Genomic DNA, 14,109 nt, shown 5'->3' with positions numbered 1-14,109 from the left:
GTGACTTGACATGGCGATATTCAGGGTCGATGAACTTAGGAATATGAGCCCCGAGGAGCTGGGAGAAGAGCTTGAAAAGCTCAAGGGCGAGCTGATCCGGGAGAGGGGGCTCGTCATCTCTGGCGGCGCCCCGGAGAACCCTGGCAGGATAAGGGAGATAAAGAGGTCCATAGCCAGGATCAAGACGATACAGAAGGAGCGTGTGAGAGCGTGATGATCTCTCCTGAGAATCTCGTCAGACATGAGCTGATAGGCCTATCGGTGGAGGTCGTCGATAGCAGAAACCCCCCCCAGGCGGGAATATCGGGCCGGGTCGTAGATGAAACCCGGAACACATTTCTGATCGAGACCAGGAGCGGAGATAAAAGCGTTCCCAAGTCCTGCAACTGCTTCATTTTTACCCTGTACCAGGGCCTGAAGGTGAAGGCAGAGGGCTCAGTTTTAGTCTCACAACCCGAAAACAGGATTAACAAAAAAATACGGAGATCGAGGTGGAAATTATGAGGGATGTCGGACTGGGCGTCAAGTCACCTGAGAAGGCCTGTGACGATCCAAAATGTCCCTTTCACGGAAAGCTTTCCGTTCGCGGTCAGGTCTTTGACGGAACGGTGGTCAGCGACAAGATGACCGATACGGTGGTCGTCCTGCGCGAGTTCGAAAGGAAGATAGCCAAGTATGACAGGTTTGAGAAGAGGCGGTCTAAGCTTCACGCCCACAACCCCCCCTGTCTGAAGGCGAAGGTCGGTGACGTGGTCAAGGTCGCAGAGTGCAGACCCCTCAGCAAGACCAAGTCCTTCGTCGTGGTGGAGGTCGTGAGATGAAGGGGCTGAAGGCCAGTATATCAAGGCCGATCAATGCAGGAGCATACCTCGAATGCGCCGACAACACCGGCGCGAGGATGCTCGAGATCATATCGGTGAAGAGGTATAGGGGCGTTAAAAACAGGATGCCCTGTGCCGGAGTGGGCGATATGGTCGTGGTCTCGGTTAAGAAAGGGACCCCTGAGATGAGAAAGCAGATATTCACCGCGGTGATCGTCCGTCAGAAGAAGGAGTTCCGAAGGCCCGACGGCCTGAGGGTCAAGTTCGAGGACAACGCGGCGGTCATCACCGACATTGCCGGAATTCCCAAGGGATCGGAGATAAAGGGGCCGGTGGCCAGAGAGGTGGCCGAGCGTTACGGAAAGATCGCCTCGGCCGCATCGATAATAGTGTGATAACCATGAAGAGCAAACAGCCACGCAAACAGCGCAAAGAGAGGTTCTCCGCCCCCCTTCATCGGCGGCAGAAGTACATCCATGCCGCCCTCTCCAAGGAGCTTCGCGAGGAGATGAAGGCTCGCAGCGCTCAGGTTAAAGTGGGCGATACCGTCAAGGTGATGCGCGGCGACCATGCGGGAACCGAGGGCGAAGTCGAGAAGGCGGACCTCAGGAGCGGCACCATCCATGTGGCCGGAGTGAGCGTATTCCAGGCCGATGGGACCGAGGTGCCTAGGCCGGTTCAGCCCTCCAACGTCGTCATCACCAAGATGGAGATGGACGACGAAGAAAGGAAGAAGATCTTTTCCAGGTGATTTAGGTGAGCAGACATCAGAAGAGGGTTGCAAGTCCCAGAAGCTGGCCGATCGCAAGGAAGATCCACACATGGGTTGCCAAGAGCAAACCCGGCCCCCACTCTGCAAAGGGGAGCATCCCCCTCGTCCTCGTAGTCAGGGATCTCCTGGGGCTGGTCGACAACTCCAGAGAGGCGAAGCGCGTCCTTCACGAGGGCGGCGTCCTCGTCGACGGCAAGGCGAGAAAAGACCTCAACTTCCCGGTGGGGATCTTCGACGTGGTATCGGTCCCGTCTCTGGACAAGAACTACAGGCTGCTTCAGGACTCCAAGGGCAGGTTCAACCTTCACGAGCTGGAGGCTGGGGAAGCCCGGAAGCTCTGCAGGATAGAGAAAAAGACCTCCCTCAAGGGCGGCAAGTTGCAGCTTAACCTCAACGACGGAACCAACATCTTCGGCGAGGGAGATTACAGTACAGGAAGTTCGGTCATCCTCTCGATACCCGATAAGGAGATCACAGACGTCATCGAGTTCAAAGAGGGAAACCTGGCCATGGTCGTCGGAGGATCCCACTCCGGCGAGGTGGGGACGATCAAGGAGATCGAGATCGTCAGAAGTTCTCGGCCCAATCGAGTGATCATCTCCGGCAAAGGTGAGTTCGAGACGACGGAAGATCACGTCTTCATGATCGGAAGAGATAAACCCGCCATCAAGCTGGGGGCCGAGATATGAACGCGATGTTGGAGCCGCGGATCGACAAGGTGACGGTCCACATAGGCACCGGCGAAAGCGGCCAGAGGCTGGTCAACGCCGAGACGATCCTCGGCGCAATAACGAGCAGAGCGCCCGTAAGGTCCACCGCCAAAAAGACCCTCCCGACCTTCGCCATAAAGAAGAATGAGCCGATCGGGTGCAGGGTGACCCTCAGGGGCGAGGAGGCCGAAGAGTTCCTAAAAGTGGCCCTGGAAGTTGTCGGGGGCGCCCTCAGGAGGGGCTCATTCGACGACACAGGCAACTTCTCCTTCGGTGTCGAGGAGCATACCGACTTCCCGGGGATGAAGTACGATCCCGATATCGGGATCTTCGGCATGGACGTCTCTGTTGCCCTCAAGCGGCCCGGATACCGGGTGGCTCGAAGGCGCGTCGCCAGGGCGAAGATGGCTTCCAGCCACAAGGTAAAAAGAGACGACGCCGTGGAGTTCGTCAAAAATAAATACGGCGTGGAGATCGTGGAGGCGGCATGAAGACCGATACCAAGAGCTTCGGCAGAGGCGCAAACGCCTGCAAGCGGTGCGGCAGAAAGCCGGGGCTCATAAGAAAATATGGAATCTATCTCTGCAGGCAGTGTTTCAGAGAGATCGCCCAGGAGATGGGTTTTGAGAAGTACACGTAGGTGATGACAAATGGTACTGTTAGATCCGCTTGCCGATGCCATGTCCATCATAAAGAACGCGGAGGACGTCGGCAAAGGAGAATGCATCATCCAGCCCGCTTCCAAGCTCATCGGCAACACCCTAAAGGTTATGGCAGATCTTGGATACATCGGCGAGTTCGAGTTTGTAGACGACGGCAAGTCCGGCATGTTCAAGGTCAACTTGCAAGGAAAGATCAACCGGTGCGGCGTGATCAAGCCACGCTTCTCCACTCAGGTTCTGGACCTGGAGAAGTGGGAGAAGAGATTCCTTCCCTCTAGGAACTTCGGCGTGCTCATCATGAGCACGAGCCAGGGGGTCATATCTCACGTCGATGCCAGGGAACGCGGGATCGGCGGCCAGCTATTGGCTTACGTTTATTAGGTGGTCACGATGGTCAAGGAGTTGGCGCGACATATAGATATTCCAGAGGGCGTCGAGGTGAAGATCAGCGACGACGCCATGGTGACTGTGACCGGCCCCCTGGGGACGGTCTCAAGGCGCCTCTGGTATCCAGGCATAGAGATCAGAAAAGACGAGTCCGGCCTGGTTGTAGACGCCGAGATCACCAGGAAGCGGCATCGTTCCATGGTCGGAACTCTGGCAGCCCACCTGAATAACATGATCAAAGGCGTTAACGAGGGCTTCGAGTACAGGATGAAGGCCGTTTACTCTCACTTCCCGATACAGCTTAAGGCCGCCAAGGGAGAGCTGCTGATCAGCAACTTCCTGGGCGAGAGGAAACCTCGGTCCGCTCGAATCATGGGCGACTCCAAGGTCGAGATCAAGGGCGATACGGTGATCGTCACCGGGATCGATAAGGAGCGCGTTGGTCAGACGATGGCCAACATCGAGCAGGCGACCAAGGTGAGAGGATTCGACATCAGAGTATTCCAAGACGGGATATACCTGGTGGACAAGAGGTGACGGAGTTGACTTCCGAAACTGAGAGGTTGATGAAGGTTCGGGCGAGACAGAAGAGGAAGAAGCCTGAGTTCAACCGTTGCGATTCACACAAAAAGAAGAAGCTCTCGCCCGGCTGGAGACGGCCCCGGGGCCTGCACAACAAGCTCAGGCGGCAGATTGCAGCCAAGGGAAAGGTCGTCAAGGCCGGATACGGTAGCCCGAAAGAGGTCAGGGGATATCACCCCTGCGGCATGAAGGAGGTTCTCGTGAGCAATACGGGAGATCTCTCGAGGGCCGAGGGCTGTGCCGTCCGGATCGCCGGGACTGTGGGCATGAAGAAGAGAGACGAGATCGAGGCGATGGCCCGGGAGATGAACCTGAAGGTTCTCAACCCCACCTCCGGAGGCGACTGAGTTGCCGAACTTTTCAACGCAGAAGAGGCTTGCGGCATCCGTTCTCGATGTAGGCGAGAGCAGAATCTGGATCAACCCCGATCCCGACGCAGCGGGCGATATCACCGACGCCATCACGAGAGACGACATCAGGTCCCAGATCGAGGCGGGCAACATCAAGGCCAAGCCGAAGAAGGGGAACAGCCGCGCGAGATATAGAGTGCGAGCCGCCAAGAGAGCCTACGGCCACAAGAAAGGGCAGGGCAGGAGAAAGGGCGCAAAAGGTTCCCGGTCTCCGAAGAAGGAGATCTGGATGACCAAGATCCGGGCTCTTCGCAGGACTCTGAGGGAGCTGAGGGAGGAGGGCGATATCGACCGCCACACCTATCGGATGCTCTATCGGAAGGCAAAGGGCGGCGAGTACCGCAGCACAGCCCATCTCAACGCGTACATCAAGGCAAAAGGTCTAACGAGGAGTGACTGATGGCAACAGGACCGCGATACAAGGTGCCCTTCAGAAGGCGCAGAGAGGGCAGAACTGATTATCACTTCAGATACAAGCTCATCCTTTCTCGAAAGCCGAGGCTTGTGATCAGAAAGGGCAACAGAAACATCAACCTGCAGCTGATCGTTGCAGAGCCCGCCGGGGATCGGACGCTCCTTACCGTAAACTCCAGGGAGCTGAAAGATCTCGGCTATGAGCAGAACACAGGGAACGTCCCCGCATCCTACCTCGCCGGCCTCCTCTTCGGAAAGAGGATGAAGGCGATCGGCGAGACGGAGGCGATCTTGGATATGGGGATTCATGCCAACAGCAAGGGAAACAGGATATACTCCGCCCTTAAGGGCGTGGTGGACGCGGGGATAGAAGTTCCCCACAGCCCTGAGATCTTCCCGGACGATGCTCGGATCCGCGGCGAGAATATAGAGGCCTACCGGGGCGTGGAGTTCACGGCTCAGTTCGAGGCCGTCCGCGAGAAGATACAGGGGTGAGCGGATGAGGATGGATTATCGAGAGGAATGGGTTCCCAAGACCAAGCTGGGCAGGCTCGTTTACGAGGGGCAGATCACCAACTTCGACGAGGCGCTCAAATCGAGGCTCCCGATCAAAGAGTCGGGTATAGTCGACGCCCTGCTGCCCGGTCTTGAGGACGAGGTTCTGGACATAAACATGGTCCAGAGGATGACCGACTCGGGACGGCGGGTCAAGTTCAGGGCCACGGTCATCGTAGGAAACAAGGACGGCTACATCGGCATCGGCCAGGGGAGAGACAACCAGGTCGGACCCGCCATAAGAAAGGGGATCGATGTGGCCAAGCTGAATATCATAAAGGTGCAGCGCGGCTGTGGCAGCTGGGAATGCGGCTGCGGAGCAGGTCACACCGTCCCCTTCGAGGTCGTGGGAAAGGCCGGATCTGTCGAGATCACTCTGATCCCTGCCCCGAGGGGCCTTGGGATCGCGGCGGGAGAGACCGCCAAGAAGGTGATGGAGATGGCCGGGATCCAGGACGTCTGGACGAAGTCCTCGGGCAACACCAGAACCACCCTCAACTTCGCCAAGGCCACATACAACGCGCTCCGAAATACCGTCACCATGAGGGTATAGACGATGTATGCGATAGTGCGACTTCGGGGGAGCGTCAATACCAAGCCTGATATCAAGGATACCCTCGATATGCTCCGACTTCACAGGATCAACCACTGCGTAGTGGTGCCCGACAGCCCCCACTACAGAGGGATGATCCAGAAGGTGAAGGATTATGTAGCCTGGGGCGAGATCGACGAGGACGCTCTGGCGTCGATGCTCGAGATGAGGGGCAGGTTGAACGGCAACAGACGTTTGACTGACCAGTTCATAAAGGAGAAGACCTCCTACGGAACGATAAAGGAGTTCGCCTCGGCCCTCTCCCAGGGAGCGGTGAGCCTCAAGGACGCCGGAATAAAGCCGGTATTCAGGCTTCACCCGCCGAGAAAGGGCCACCGCGGTACGAAGAAGACCGTCAAAGAGGGCGGAGAGCTCGGCTACCACGAGTCGATCTCAGATCTTATCTGGAAGATGAGGTAGGACAATGCCTAAAAGCAAGCTGAAGAAGTTTCGGGGCAGCAGAACCTGTGGCGGCGGCACTCACAAAAACCGCAGGGGAGCGGGGTCGAGAGGCGGCCGCGGCAATGCCGGTGGGTGCAAACATCATTTCGTAAGGGATATGATGCGAGGCCGGACGATGGGCAAGAACGGCTTTAAGAGGCCCAACACCGAGAAGCTCGACGTCGTCAACGTCGACGAGCTGGATTCGATGGCCTTCGAGAACGGCCGGATCGATCTGGGCAGGGTGAAGGTCCTGGGAAGGGGCAGGCTCTCGAGGGCGGTCACCGTCAGTGCAGCAGGCTTCTCCGCCGCCGCCAGGGAGAAGATCGAAGAGGCCGGCGGTGAAGTAGTGGTATCATGAATCAGCAAAGCTTCTTCTACGCGATAGAGCCTCTCGTGAGGAGGCTGCCGGCGGTGGAGAGGCCCGAAGGTCACGTCCACTTCAAGAAGAAGCTCAGCTGGACTGTGGGCATACTCATCCTCTACTTCGCCCTCTCCAACGTCACCCTCTTCGGGCTCTCCTCGGCATCGCGAGACCTCTTCGGGATGTACCGGGCCTTCTTCGCCGGATCCTTCGGATCCCTTATGCTCCTGGGCATAGGGCCCATAGTCACCGCTTCCATCGTCCTCCAGCTTTTGGTGGGGGCCGATCTGATAAAGCTGAACCTGAGTGAGCCGCGAGACCAGGCGGTCTTCCAGGGAACCCAGAAGCTTCTGGTCTTCGTCATGATCATCGTAGAGGCCCTGCCCCAGGTGACGGGCGGCTACCTCCTACCCGACCAGGGACTCGCCTCGGCTCTGGGCGTATCCCTCGGCGTGGTCTCGTTCATCGTATTCCTCCAGATCTGCATCGGCGGGGTTCTCATCCTCTTCATGGATGAGGTTGTGAGTAAGTGGGGAGTCGGCTCCGGCGTAGGCCTATTCATCGTCGCCGGAGTAAGCCAGCAGCTGATCACCGGGGTCTTCAACTGGACGATCGGGGATCAGGGTCTGCCCATAGGGATAATCCCGAAATGGATCTTCATATTCACAAACGACGTTCTGGGCCTCGAGGACGTCTTCACATCCTCCGGCCTCGAACGGGTCTTCATAGATGGCGGCCTTTTGGCCCTGATATCCACCATAGCGATCATCCTCTTCGTCGTCCTGGTGGAGAGCACCAGGGTCGAGATACCCCTCGCCCACAGCTCCGTTAGGGGCGCAAGAGGCAGGTTCCCGGTAAAGCTCGTCTACGCCAGCGTCCTTCCCATGATCCTGGTGAGAGCCCTTCAGGCGAACATCCAGATGATAGGAACCCTCCTCGCAGGGAAGATCGGGACGGTCACCACGGCCAGCACCACCGATACCGCCTCTGGGCTGAACATCGTCTACACCGCCTATTCGAGCATCATGGGGACTTTCACGTCTACCTCCCGGTACGATATGATGACCGGAGACTTGGTGAGCGCCACGTCACCCCAGCCAATATCGGGGCTGATGTACTACCTCTCGCCGATCAACAGCCCTTACGACTGGATACCTAGCCTCGTCTCCAGCAGCAATCCGGGGATGGAGCTATTGGGCCTATCGCCGATAGCGGGCTGGCAGATATGGCTGCACGTCTTCACTGATGCTGCGGTCCTGATCGTAGGCGGTGTGATCTTCGCCATATTCTGGATCGAGACGACCGGGATGGGGGCGAAGAGCGTCGCCGCCAAGATCCACGCCTCGGGGCTCCAGGTTCCCGGCCACAGGAGAAGCCCCGTCAGCATCGAGAAGCTCCTCGGTAGATACATCCCCAAGGTGACTGTGATCGGAGGGGTCATCATAGGCCTTCTCACCCTCGTGGCCAGCCTCATGGGCACCCTGGGAGGCGCTGGCGGCACCGGCCTCCTCCTGGCGGTCTCCATCACCTATCGGCTCTACGAGCAGATCGCCAGCGAGCAGATCCAGGAGATGTACCCGATGATGCGCAAGTTCTTCGGTGAGTCGGCATGAAGAACGAAAACCTCACAAAGTCCCTCAACACCCTCCTCCTGGGGATCGGAGCCGCCCTGATGGTGGGGATAATGGTGAGCGAGGAGTTTCGGCACACCGTGGGAGTGGTGATGGATCTGGTTCTCGGGTGGCTGCCCGAGATCCTCCCCTTCCATATCGTCCTCTTCGTCCTCGCCGCCATAACCGGCCTTTATGCGAGCCTCATCCAGAAGTACACCATGGACTGGGATTACCTCAAGAAGCAGCAGGAGACGATGAGAAGCTTCCAGCGGGAGCTTCGGGAGGCTCAGCTCGCCGGAGACAAGGCTCGCCAGCAGCAGCTTCAGGTCCAGCAGAGGGAGATGCTCGGCGACCAGAGCAAGATGATGAAGATGCAGCTGAAGCCGATGGCCTACATCGGGATCGTCTCCATACCCCTCTTCATGTGGGCCTACCTCTACATCGACCAGAACACCCTCTACCTGAACTTCCCCTTCTGGGGAAGACACGAGATCGCTGAGACGGTCATAGGTCCCATATTCTACTGGTTCTACTGGTACTTCATCTGCTCGATACCGGTATCTCAGATCATAAGAAAAGCCCTGAACATCGGCGGTATGGGATGATAATCACGGTCAGCGGATCTCCGGGAACCGGGACGAGCACCCTCGCCCGGATGCTCTCAAAAGAGCTCGGACTCCGGTGGGTCAACTCCGGAGAACTCTTTCGAAAGATCGCCAGCGACCGAGGCATCTCCTTGAGCGAACTGGGCCGGGTCGCAGAGGACGGGCCTGAGGTCGACTATCTCATCGACGACGCCCAGAGGGCGATGGCTGCCGAGGCGGGAGGCGTCTTCGAGGGGAGGCTCTCAGGCCACATCCTCGACGCCGACCTGAAGATCCTCCTCAAGGCCGACCGGATGATTCGGGCCGAGAGGATAGCTTCCCGCGAGAACGAGCTCGTCGAGGACGCCCTCCAGGAGTCGAGGGTTCGGGAGGAGTGCGAGGCGAGACGGTACGAGAAGTACTACAACATAGACGTCGACGACCTTTCCGTCTACGACCTGGTGATCGATACCGGGACCTGGGGCGAGGAGGGGGTCGTCGCGATAACCATGGCCGCAGTGAGGTATCTTGAAGATGGAGAAAGCTCTGCCGTCTGACCGACCGCGCAAGACCCTCGTCCGGAGAGAGGGGAGGACCGACCCGAGGTACGGCTCTCTGCCCACCCAACGGCCCCTCGACCAGCACATAAATCTCGGCTGCATAAACCTCGACAAGCCCCCGGGACCCAGCAGCCACGAGGTGGTGGCCTGGGTGAAGAGGATCCTGGAGATCGAGGGCGCTGGCCACAGCGGAACCCTCGACCCCAAGGTGACCGGCATCCTGCCCACGATGCTCGGCGACTCGACGAGGGTCGTGGAGACCCTCCTCTCCGCCGGCAAGGAGTACGTCTGCCTGATGCGGGTTCACGCGACCATTCCCCGAAAGAGGATCCTCGAGGTCTGCGGCGAGTTCTCGGGCGTCATATACCAGCGCCCGCCCCTCAAATCCAGCGTCAAGAGGGCGCTTCGGACGCGGGAGATCTATTATCTTGAGGTCCTGGAGATCGAGGGGCCCAGGGTTCTCTTCCGGGTCGGCTGCGAGGCGGGAACCTATATCCGGAAGCTCTGCCACGATATCGGCCTAGCTCTCGGGACCGGGGCCCATATGGAGGAGCTCCGGAGGACTAAGAGCGGCCCCTTTCGCGAAGACGAGACTTTGGTTTCCCTCCACGACCTCAAGGACGCAAAAGAGATCTGGCGGGAGACCGGGGATGAGACCCTCCTCCGACGCTCAGTCCTGCCGGTGGAAGAGGCCCTCAGACACATGCCCGCCCTGGTCGTGAGCGACGGCGCTGTCGACGCCATCTGTCACGGGGCGCCTCTGGCGGCGCCGGGACTCCTCCGGCTAGAGTCGGAGATCGGGGAGGGCGAGAAGGTAGTTATTTATACCCTGAAAGGAGAGGCTGTTGCCGTGGCCCAAGCCGCCATGGGAAGCGAGGAGATGATGAAATCCTCCACCGGGATCGTGGCCAAGACCTCGCGGGTGGTCATGGCTCCGGGAACCTATCCCAAGATGTGGGCCAAAAGATCGTAATCGTGCCGAGGTAGTCTAGTGGTAAGGCGCAAGCCTGGAATTCTGTACTGAAAGCTTGTGATTCGCAAGGGTCGCGGGAGTTCGAATCTCCCCCTCGGCGCTCTTTTACTCCACCACCCAGTTTAGTTATGCGACTCTAAAACAACTGTGCTTATTGGTAGTCACATAACTAAAGACCGAGGTCCACACAGATGATATCCGGCAGATATTTAGCTTGTTCTGACGTATCTGATGATGAGCAACCTGTCGCATGGTGTTGAACGAAAATGAGATCGATAGTTTTGTTGATCCTGGCGGCCATGGTCCTCTCAAACCTGGCCGGGGCCTGCTGTGGTGGTGGCGGCCCGGATGGGGCCCTGAGCCCGACGACGAGAAGCTTCATCGGTGCGGTTGAGGACTCCTTCCAGGAACCTCTGATGACTTACGGAGGAACGGCTGCAGCCTGCCCCCTCGAGAAGACGAGCATCGCCGACGTGGGCGGTGAAGGCGGGCAAGAGCCTGAAGTTCCCTTACAAGACGGAAGCACGGCGTACTCCGAGAACCCGGAGTTCGGAGAGGTGGTCATCGCCCACCTGAACGAGGTCCAGGTGGACTTCAATGCCTACCGAGAGATGTGGGAGACTAACCGCAGGGCCTCATGGTGATATTCACCATACCTTCCCCGCAAGACAGTACCTGAAGAGGAGCTTGAGGAGTGGCGCGTACTTGGGCCGCATGATCCCGGGATGGAGGAGGCCTCGCCAGACCAGGATGGGGCTTGCGGAGAGCTTGAGGCCGGGAAATATCAGGCCGTCCACGGCGGCGCCGAGCCTGCAGAGCTCCCGGTTGGAGAGGCCCGCGAGAGCGTCTCTCGCCTTCAGGTGGAGGTCGGAGGCGACGAAGTCTCTCCTCATCGCCGACTCGTACTCGATTCCCTTCGTCTCGCCCCGAAGATAGCGGTCGATGGCACCGGCGGCGATCCGTGCCGACCTCGCCGCAGGATATAGGCCGCCGCCGGTGAAGGGGTTGGTGAGGCCACCGGCGTCCCCGATCAAAACTGCCCTCCCCTTCTGGAGCCGGGCCGCCAGGCCCAGGGGTATCGCGCCCCCGTTCTTCTCCACCACCTCGCCCTCGATCTCGTACTTCGATATGAACCTCTCCAGGGTGGGGAAGGTGCCGAAGCATCCGACGTTGGCCGTACCAGCCTCGTTTTTGGGGAAGATCCAGCAGGAGTAGGGCCCATGGGGCAGGTCGCGGTCGATGTAGGCATATATGGTGTCGTCACAAGGCCAGGTCATCTCCACCTGGGCCGCGGGAACGAGCCGGTTTCTCAATCCAATGGACCTTCCGACCCTGGAGGCGGGACCGTCAGCACCCACGATCGCCTTCGCCCTGATCGTCTCTCCTCCCCGAAGGCGGACCTCACCGGAGTAGGGGTCGATGCCTTCGACCTTCTGGCCGAGGACCAGATCTGCCCCCGACCGCTCCGCAAGCCCGAGGAGATGCTGGTCGAAGCGGGGGCGATCGAGCATGAGAAGATCTCCCCTCAGCCGATAGCTCGTCTGGTCTGGAAAGACGACCTTCAGATAGCGGACTTTGCCGGTGATGAACTCTCCGGGCGAGGTCGAGAACTCGGGAAAGCAGGCTGCGAAGAGTCCCTCAGCGCACTGCTTGGGAAGGCCCACCACCTCCTTTCGATCGATGAGGACGACTTTGTAGCCCATCTCCGAGAGAGTTCGGGCTGCCGTGCTCCCGGCGGGACCCGCGCCCACCACCGCCACAGAATACACGCCGTTTTCCTCCCCCTGACAAAAGATCAAACTTTCGATTTGGCGGCGGGACCCGAAGAGTTTATCGTCTGAAAGTTCGTCCCATAACCCATGAGCATCGCCCGTCTCCTCAGATCCAAGCCCAAACCGCGAATCGCAGAGAGCCCCCCGGTGGACATCCTGGAGCTGAAGAAGGAGCCCTACTTCATCGTCGCCTCTGTGGAGGTGGGCAACAGCACCACAAAGTGCATCCTCACCGCCACCAATATGAAGAACGGCCAGACCAGGATCGTCAACAAGACGGTGAAGATGACCCGGGACGTGAGGAGGCCGAAGCCCGGGGAGGAGGTCTTCGCCAAGACCCTCTGCGGCACGCCCCTCACCAGGGAGTCGGTCTCAGAGCTGGTGAGAGACACCCTGCTCGAGAGCCACGCCAAGGCGAGGCTCTCCATCAAAGACGACCTGAACTTCGTCGTCCGATCGACGGGGGTCGTCGCCGGCTTCTCGTCCCCCGACGAGGTGGGAACCTTCATCCAGGCCCTCGCCGACGGCTGCCTCATAGCCGGGGTTCCTCCGAGGCTGATGACCCCGGCGATGTCGATCCAGAACATCCCCGATCGGTTCAAGCCCTTCTGCCTGATGGAGAAGATCGTCTTCAACGGCCCCGTCGCCTCGGTATTCCCGCCGAAGGGCTCGACGGGTGTGGAGATCGTCGCCAACGAGATGGAGGGGGAGCTCGCCACCGCCGGGATAAAGGAGGGAAGCAAGTGGACCGACGTCGACTTCCGTAATCCCTGCCTCTCCCTCGACTTCGGGACCACCCTCGACGGGAGGATCACCTCCGGGGAGCTCCCCTACTCCAACACCGTCGGAAACTTCTGCGGCCTGGCGGGGGCGATACCCGACGCCCTGATCCAGGGGACGGGGCTCGTGGACCCCCAGACGGGAACGACCCTGGATCTATTTGAGGGAAAGAAGGTCAAGATCGACAAGACGGCCCGGGAGTACGCGAGAAGGATCGACGAGCAGATAAGCGTGGAGAGGGTCCCCCTCGGCAGGAGCAGGTACGGCAGCGTTCCCGTCGATCCCGCCGCAGCCGAGAAGATCGGGGTCGCCCTCATCGGCTGTGACGTCGGCGAGAACGGAAGCCAGCTCAACCGCCTCGCCCAGATCGGAAGGGAGATCCACCAGGAGAAGGGGCTCAAGACCCTCTTCGGGACGATCGACGTCGTCGCCTCCCACACCACCCGGCGTCTCGTCGAGACGGCGATGGAGGCGGGCCTGGTCACAAAAGAGACGGCGATAGGGATCACCGGCCGGGCCGGTATCAGCGGAAAGAAGCCGGAGCTGATCCTGGAGGAGATCGGTGAGCTCAACCTCTACGACCAGCCGGAGAAGAACGTCGTCTTCGTCGACGACGGCCTGGCCAGAGGGGCGGCGGTGATGGCGAGGTGCATGAACTCCATGGGAACCCCCAAGCACCCTCTGGGAGGGCTTCGGGGCGGAGGATGTATCCTCAAGAGAAGGATCGACTACGAGTCGAGAACCTGATCGGGCGTCCTTGGATATCGAGGCTTTGCGAGACGAGGTGGCGAAGCGTGCCGGAAGATCGGAAAGATGGCGATAGAGAAGGGGGTCGGCCCTTGAGAGGGCCTGACGAGAGAGAGGACCGGGATATTCTCCGGTCAGAGGAGGGAAAGGTGAAGAGGCTGACCGGCCTCTACCCGAAACCCCTGGAGGGGGAGAGGATACCCATATCCTTCCTCGGCGCAGAGAAGATAAGGATAGGCTGGTCGCCGGGGGAGGGGAGGAGCGTCCAGATCGAGGATGAGACGGAGCTCGATTCTCTCAAACGGGTCAGGGAGACGAACGAGGTCCAGATCTTCAACTGGCTCACCGGAAGGGAGGGGGTGATCGAGCT

At 59.4% G+C, this 14,109-nt stretch carries 23 protein-coding genes, 1 tRNA gene and 1 pseudogene; 24 read left to right on the top strand and 1 reads right to left on the bottom strand.

Annotated features, from left to right (window positions below; translation table 11 throughout):
* Positions 1-10 precede the first annotated feature (10 nt).
* From rpmC to ACP5EL_RS04410, 22 genes are all read left to right on the top strand, one after another.
* A complete protein-coding gene (gene rpmC, locus ACP5EL_RS04515) occupies positions 11-214 on the top strand; it encodes a 50S ribosomal protein L29 (protein ID WP_428401279.1) in 204 nt (67 codons plus the stop codon).
* Positions 214-504, top strand: a complete 291-nt coding sequence (gene rnp1 / locus ACP5EL_RS04510) for a ribonuclease P protein component 1 (RefSeq protein ID WP_428401278.1) — start codon at positions 214-216, stop codon at positions 502-504. The genes rpmC and rnp1 overlap by 1 nt, the downstream gene beginning before the upstream one ends.
* Complete coding sequence (locus tag ACP5EL_RS04505) at positions 501-821, top strand: 30S ribosomal protein S17 (RefSeq protein WP_428401277.1); 321 nt, start codon at positions 501-503, stop codon at positions 819-821. Before rnp1 ends, ACP5EL_RS04505 begins: the two co-directional genes overlap by 4 nt.
* A complete protein-coding gene (gene rpl14p / locus ACP5EL_RS04500; RefSeq protein WP_428401276.1) occupies positions 818-1,216 on the top strand; it encodes a 50S ribosomal protein L14 in 399 nt (132 codons plus the stop codon). The genes ACP5EL_RS04505 and rpl14p overlap by 4 nt, the downstream gene beginning before the upstream one ends.
* A gap of 5 nt (positions 1,217-1,221) precedes the next feature.
* Positions 1,222-1,572, top strand: a complete 351-nt coding sequence (gene rplX / locus ACP5EL_RS04495) for a 50S ribosomal protein L24 (protein WP_428401275.1) — start codon at positions 1,222-1,224, stop codon at positions 1,570-1,572.
* Between the two features lie 5 nt (positions 1,573-1,577).
* Positions 1,578-2,282, top strand: coding sequence for a 30S ribosomal protein S4e (locus ACP5EL_RS04490; protein ID WP_428401274.1), 705 nt, complete (start codon positions 1,578-1,580; stop codon positions 2,280-2,282).
* A 5-nt stretch (positions 2,283-2,287) separates the two neighbouring features.
* Positions 2,288-2,794 (top strand): 50S ribosomal protein L5, encoded by a 507-nt coding sequence (locus tag ACP5EL_RS04485; protein WP_428401291.1) that lies wholly within the window; start codon positions 2,288-2,290, stop codon positions 2,792-2,794.
* Positions 2,791-2,943 (top strand): 30S ribosomal protein S14, encoded by a 153-nt coding sequence (locus ACP5EL_RS04480; RefSeq protein WP_428401273.1) that lies wholly within the window; start codon positions 2,791-2,793, stop codon positions 2,941-2,943. The genes ACP5EL_RS04485 and ACP5EL_RS04480 overlap by 4 nt, the downstream gene beginning before the upstream one ends.
* Before the next feature lie 10 nt (positions 2,944-2,953).
* On the top strand, positions 2,954-3,346 hold the full coding sequence (locus tag ACP5EL_RS04475; protein ID WP_428401272.1) for a 30S ribosomal protein S8: 393 nt from the start codon (positions 2,954-2,956) through the stop codon (positions 3,344-3,346).
* A 9-nt stretch (positions 3,347-3,355) separates the two neighbouring features.
* Complete coding sequence (locus ACP5EL_RS04470; RefSeq protein ID WP_428401271.1) at positions 3,356-3,889, top strand: 50S ribosomal protein L6; 534 nt, start codon at positions 3,356-3,358, stop codon at positions 3,887-3,889.
* Positions 3,886-4,281 (top strand): 50S ribosomal protein L32e, encoded by a 396-nt coding sequence (locus ACP5EL_RS04465; protein WP_428401270.1) that lies wholly within the window; start codon positions 3,886-3,888, stop codon positions 4,279-4,281. Before ACP5EL_RS04470 ends, ACP5EL_RS04465 begins: the two co-directional genes overlap by 4 nt.
* Before the next feature lies 1 nt (position 4,282).
* Positions 4,283-4,744, top strand: coding sequence for a 50S ribosomal protein L19e (locus tag ACP5EL_RS04460; RefSeq protein ID WP_428401269.1), 462 nt, complete (start codon positions 4,283-4,285; stop codon positions 4,742-4,744).
* Entirely contained in the window at positions 4,744-5,253 is a 510-nt protein-coding gene (locus tag ACP5EL_RS04455) for a 50S ribosomal protein L18 (protein WP_428401268.1), read from the top strand. The genes ACP5EL_RS04460 and ACP5EL_RS04455 overlap by 1 nt, the downstream gene beginning before the upstream one ends.
* A 10-nt stretch (positions 5,254-5,263) precedes the next feature.
* A complete protein-coding gene (locus ACP5EL_RS04450) occupies positions 5,264-5,866 on the top strand; it encodes a 30S ribosomal protein S5 (protein WP_428401290.1) in 603 nt (200 codons plus the stop codon).
* A gap of 3 nt (positions 5,867-5,869) precedes the next feature.
* The gene (locus ACP5EL_RS04445) at positions 5,870-6,325 is read left to right on the top strand and encodes a 50S ribosomal protein L30 (protein WP_428401267.1); all 456 of its coding nucleotides are present in this window, start codon (positions 5,870-5,872) and stop codon (positions 6,323-6,325) included.
* A 4-nt stretch (positions 6,326-6,329) separates the two neighbouring features.
* Positions 6,330-6,707 carry an uL15m family ribosomal protein gene (locus ACP5EL_RS04440; RefSeq protein ID WP_428401266.1) on the top strand — a complete coding sequence of 126 codons (378 nt, stop codon included), beginning with the start codon at positions 6,330-6,332 and terminating at the stop codon, positions 6,705-6,707.
* Positions 6,704-8,323: a preprotein translocase subunit SecY gene (gene secY / locus ACP5EL_RS04435; protein WP_428401265.1), complete on the top strand. Its 1,620-nt coding sequence runs from the start codon at positions 6,704-6,706 to the stop codon at positions 8,321-8,323. The genes ACP5EL_RS04440 and secY overlap by 4 nt, the downstream gene beginning before the upstream one ends.
* Positions 8,320-8,928, top strand: coding sequence for a DUF106 domain-containing protein (locus ACP5EL_RS04430; protein WP_428401264.1), 609 nt, complete (start codon positions 8,320-8,322; stop codon positions 8,926-8,928). Before secY ends, ACP5EL_RS04430 begins: the two co-directional genes overlap by 4 nt.
* Positions 8,925-9,464 carry a (d)CMP kinase gene (cmk, locus tag ACP5EL_RS04425; protein ID WP_428401263.1) on the top strand — a complete coding sequence of 180 codons (540 nt, stop codon included), beginning with the start codon at positions 8,925-8,927 and terminating at the stop codon, positions 9,462-9,464. Before ACP5EL_RS04430 ends, cmk begins: the two co-directional genes overlap by 4 nt.
* The gene (locus ACP5EL_RS04420) at positions 9,442-10,440 is read left to right on the top strand and encodes an RNA-guided pseudouridylation complex pseudouridine synthase subunit Cbf5 (RefSeq protein ID WP_428401289.1); all 999 of its coding nucleotides are present in this window, start codon (positions 9,442-9,444) and stop codon (positions 10,438-10,440) included. Before cmk ends, ACP5EL_RS04420 begins: the two co-directional genes overlap by 23 nt.
* A gap of 4 nt (positions 10,441-10,444) precedes the next feature.
* Positions 10,445-10,540, top strand: a tRNA-Ser gene (locus ACP5EL_RS04415).
* A 166-nt stretch (positions 10,541-10,706) separates the two neighbouring features.
* Complete coding sequence (locus tag ACP5EL_RS04410) at positions 10,707-11,084, top strand: hypothetical protein (RefSeq protein ID WP_428401261.1); 378 nt, start codon at positions 10,707-10,709, stop codon at positions 11,082-11,084.
* Between the two features lie 3 nt (positions 11,085-11,087).
* Here the strand turns inward: ACP5EL_RS04410 and ACP5EL_RS04405 are convergent, their stop codons facing one another.
* A complete protein-coding gene (locus ACP5EL_RS04405) occupies positions 11,088-12,209 on the bottom strand; it encodes a geranylgeranyl reductase family protein (protein WP_428401260.1) in 1,122 nt (373 codons plus the stop codon).
* A gap of 90 nt (positions 12,210-12,299) precedes the next feature.
* Here ACP5EL_RS04405 and ACP5EL_RS04400 point away from each other — a divergent pair, with 90 nt between their 5' ends.
* Together ACP5EL_RS04400 and ACP5EL_RS04395 are read left to right on the top strand one after the other, a co-directional pair.
* Positions 12,300-13,739: a methanogenesis marker 14 protein gene (locus ACP5EL_RS04400; RefSeq protein ID WP_428401259.1), complete on the top strand. Its 1,440-nt coding sequence runs from the start codon at positions 12,300-12,302 to the stop codon at positions 13,737-13,739.
* A 92-nt stretch (positions 13,740-13,831) separates the two neighbouring features.
* A pseudogene (locus ACP5EL_RS04395) lies at positions 13,832-14,109 on the top strand (hypothetical protein); the annotation flags it as partial.

Source organism: Methanocrinis sp. (assembly GCF_049974945.1).
Taxonomy (GTDB): domain Archaea; phylum Halobacteriota; class Methanosarcinia; order Methanotrichales; family Methanotrichaceae; genus Methanocrinis.
The sequence above is the reverse complement of the archived record's forward strand: the minus strand, read 5'-3'. Positions and strand labels throughout refer to the sequence as shown.

What these genes read in the sequence shown, in the direction of transcription:
- rpmC (WP_428401279.1), top strand. Translation starts at nt 11, where the DNA reads ATGGCGATATTCAGGGTCGATGAACTTAGGAATATGAGCCCCGAGGAG.
- rnp1 (WP_428401278.1), top strand. Translation starts at nt 214, where the DNA reads ATGATCTCTCCTGAGAATCTCGTCAGACATGAGCTGATAGGCCTATCG.
- ACP5EL_RS04505 (WP_428401277.1), top strand. Translation starts at nt 501, where the DNA reads ATGAGGGATGTCGGACTGGGCGTCAAGTCACCTGAGAAGGCCTGTGAC.
- rpl14p (WP_428401276.1), top strand. Translation starts at nt 818, where the DNA reads ATGAAGGGGCTGAAGGCCAGTATATCAAGGCCGATCAATGCAGGAGCA.
- rplX (WP_428401275.1), top strand. Translation starts at nt 1,222, where the DNA reads ATGAAGAGCAAACAGCCACGCAAACAGCGCAAAGAGAGGTTCTCCGCC.
- ACP5EL_RS04485 (WP_428401291.1), top strand. Translation starts at nt 2,288, where the DNA reads ATGTTGGAGCCGCGGATCGACAAGGTGACGGTCCACATAGGCACCGGC.
- ACP5EL_RS04480 (WP_428401273.1), top strand. Translation starts at nt 2,791, where the DNA reads ATGAAGACCGATACCAAGAGCTTCGGCAGAGGCGCAAACGCCTGCAAG.
- ACP5EL_RS04475 (WP_428401272.1), top strand. Translation starts at nt 2,954, where the DNA reads ATGGTACTGTTAGATCCGCTTGCCGATGCCATGTCCATCATAAAGAAC.
- ACP5EL_RS04470 (WP_428401271.1), top strand. Translation starts at nt 3,356, where the DNA reads ATGGTCAAGGAGTTGGCGCGACATATAGATATTCCAGAGGGCGTCGAG.
- ACP5EL_RS04455 (WP_428401268.1), top strand. Translation starts at nt 4,744, where the DNA reads ATGGCAACAGGACCGCGATACAAGGTGCCCTTCAGAAGGCGCAGAGAG.
- ACP5EL_RS04450 (WP_428401290.1), top strand. Translation starts at nt 5,264, where the DNA reads ATGGATTATCGAGAGGAATGGGTTCCCAAGACCAAGCTGGGCAGGCTC.
- ACP5EL_RS04445 (WP_428401267.1), top strand. Translation starts at nt 5,870, where the DNA reads ATGTATGCGATAGTGCGACTTCGGGGGAGCGTCAATACCAAGCCTGAT.
- ACP5EL_RS04440 (WP_428401266.1), top strand. Translation starts at nt 6,330, where the DNA reads ATGCCTAAAAGCAAGCTGAAGAAGTTTCGGGGCAGCAGAACCTGTGGC.
- secY (WP_428401265.1), top strand. Translation starts at nt 6,704, where the DNA reads ATGAATCAGCAAAGCTTCTTCTACGCGATAGAGCCTCTCGTGAGGAGG.
- ACP5EL_RS04430 (WP_428401264.1), top strand. Translation starts at nt 8,320, where the DNA reads ATGAAGAACGAAAACCTCACAAAGTCCCTCAACACCCTCCTCCTGGGG.
- cmk (WP_428401263.1), top strand. Translation starts at nt 8,925, where the DNA reads ATGATAATCACGGTCAGCGGATCTCCGGGAACCGGGACGAGCACCCTC.
- ACP5EL_RS04420 (WP_428401289.1), top strand. Translation starts at nt 9,442, where the DNA reads ATGGAGAAAGCTCTGCCGTCTGACCGACCGCGCAAGACCCTCGTCCGG.
- ACP5EL_RS04410 (WP_428401261.1), top strand. Translation starts at nt 10,707, where the DNA reads ATGAGATCGATAGTTTTGTTGATCCTGGCGGCCATGGTCCTCTCAAAC.
- ACP5EL_RS04400 (WP_428401259.1), top strand. Translation starts at nt 12,300, where the DNA reads ATGAGCATCGCCCGTCTCCTCAGATCCAAGCCCAAACCGCGAATCGCA.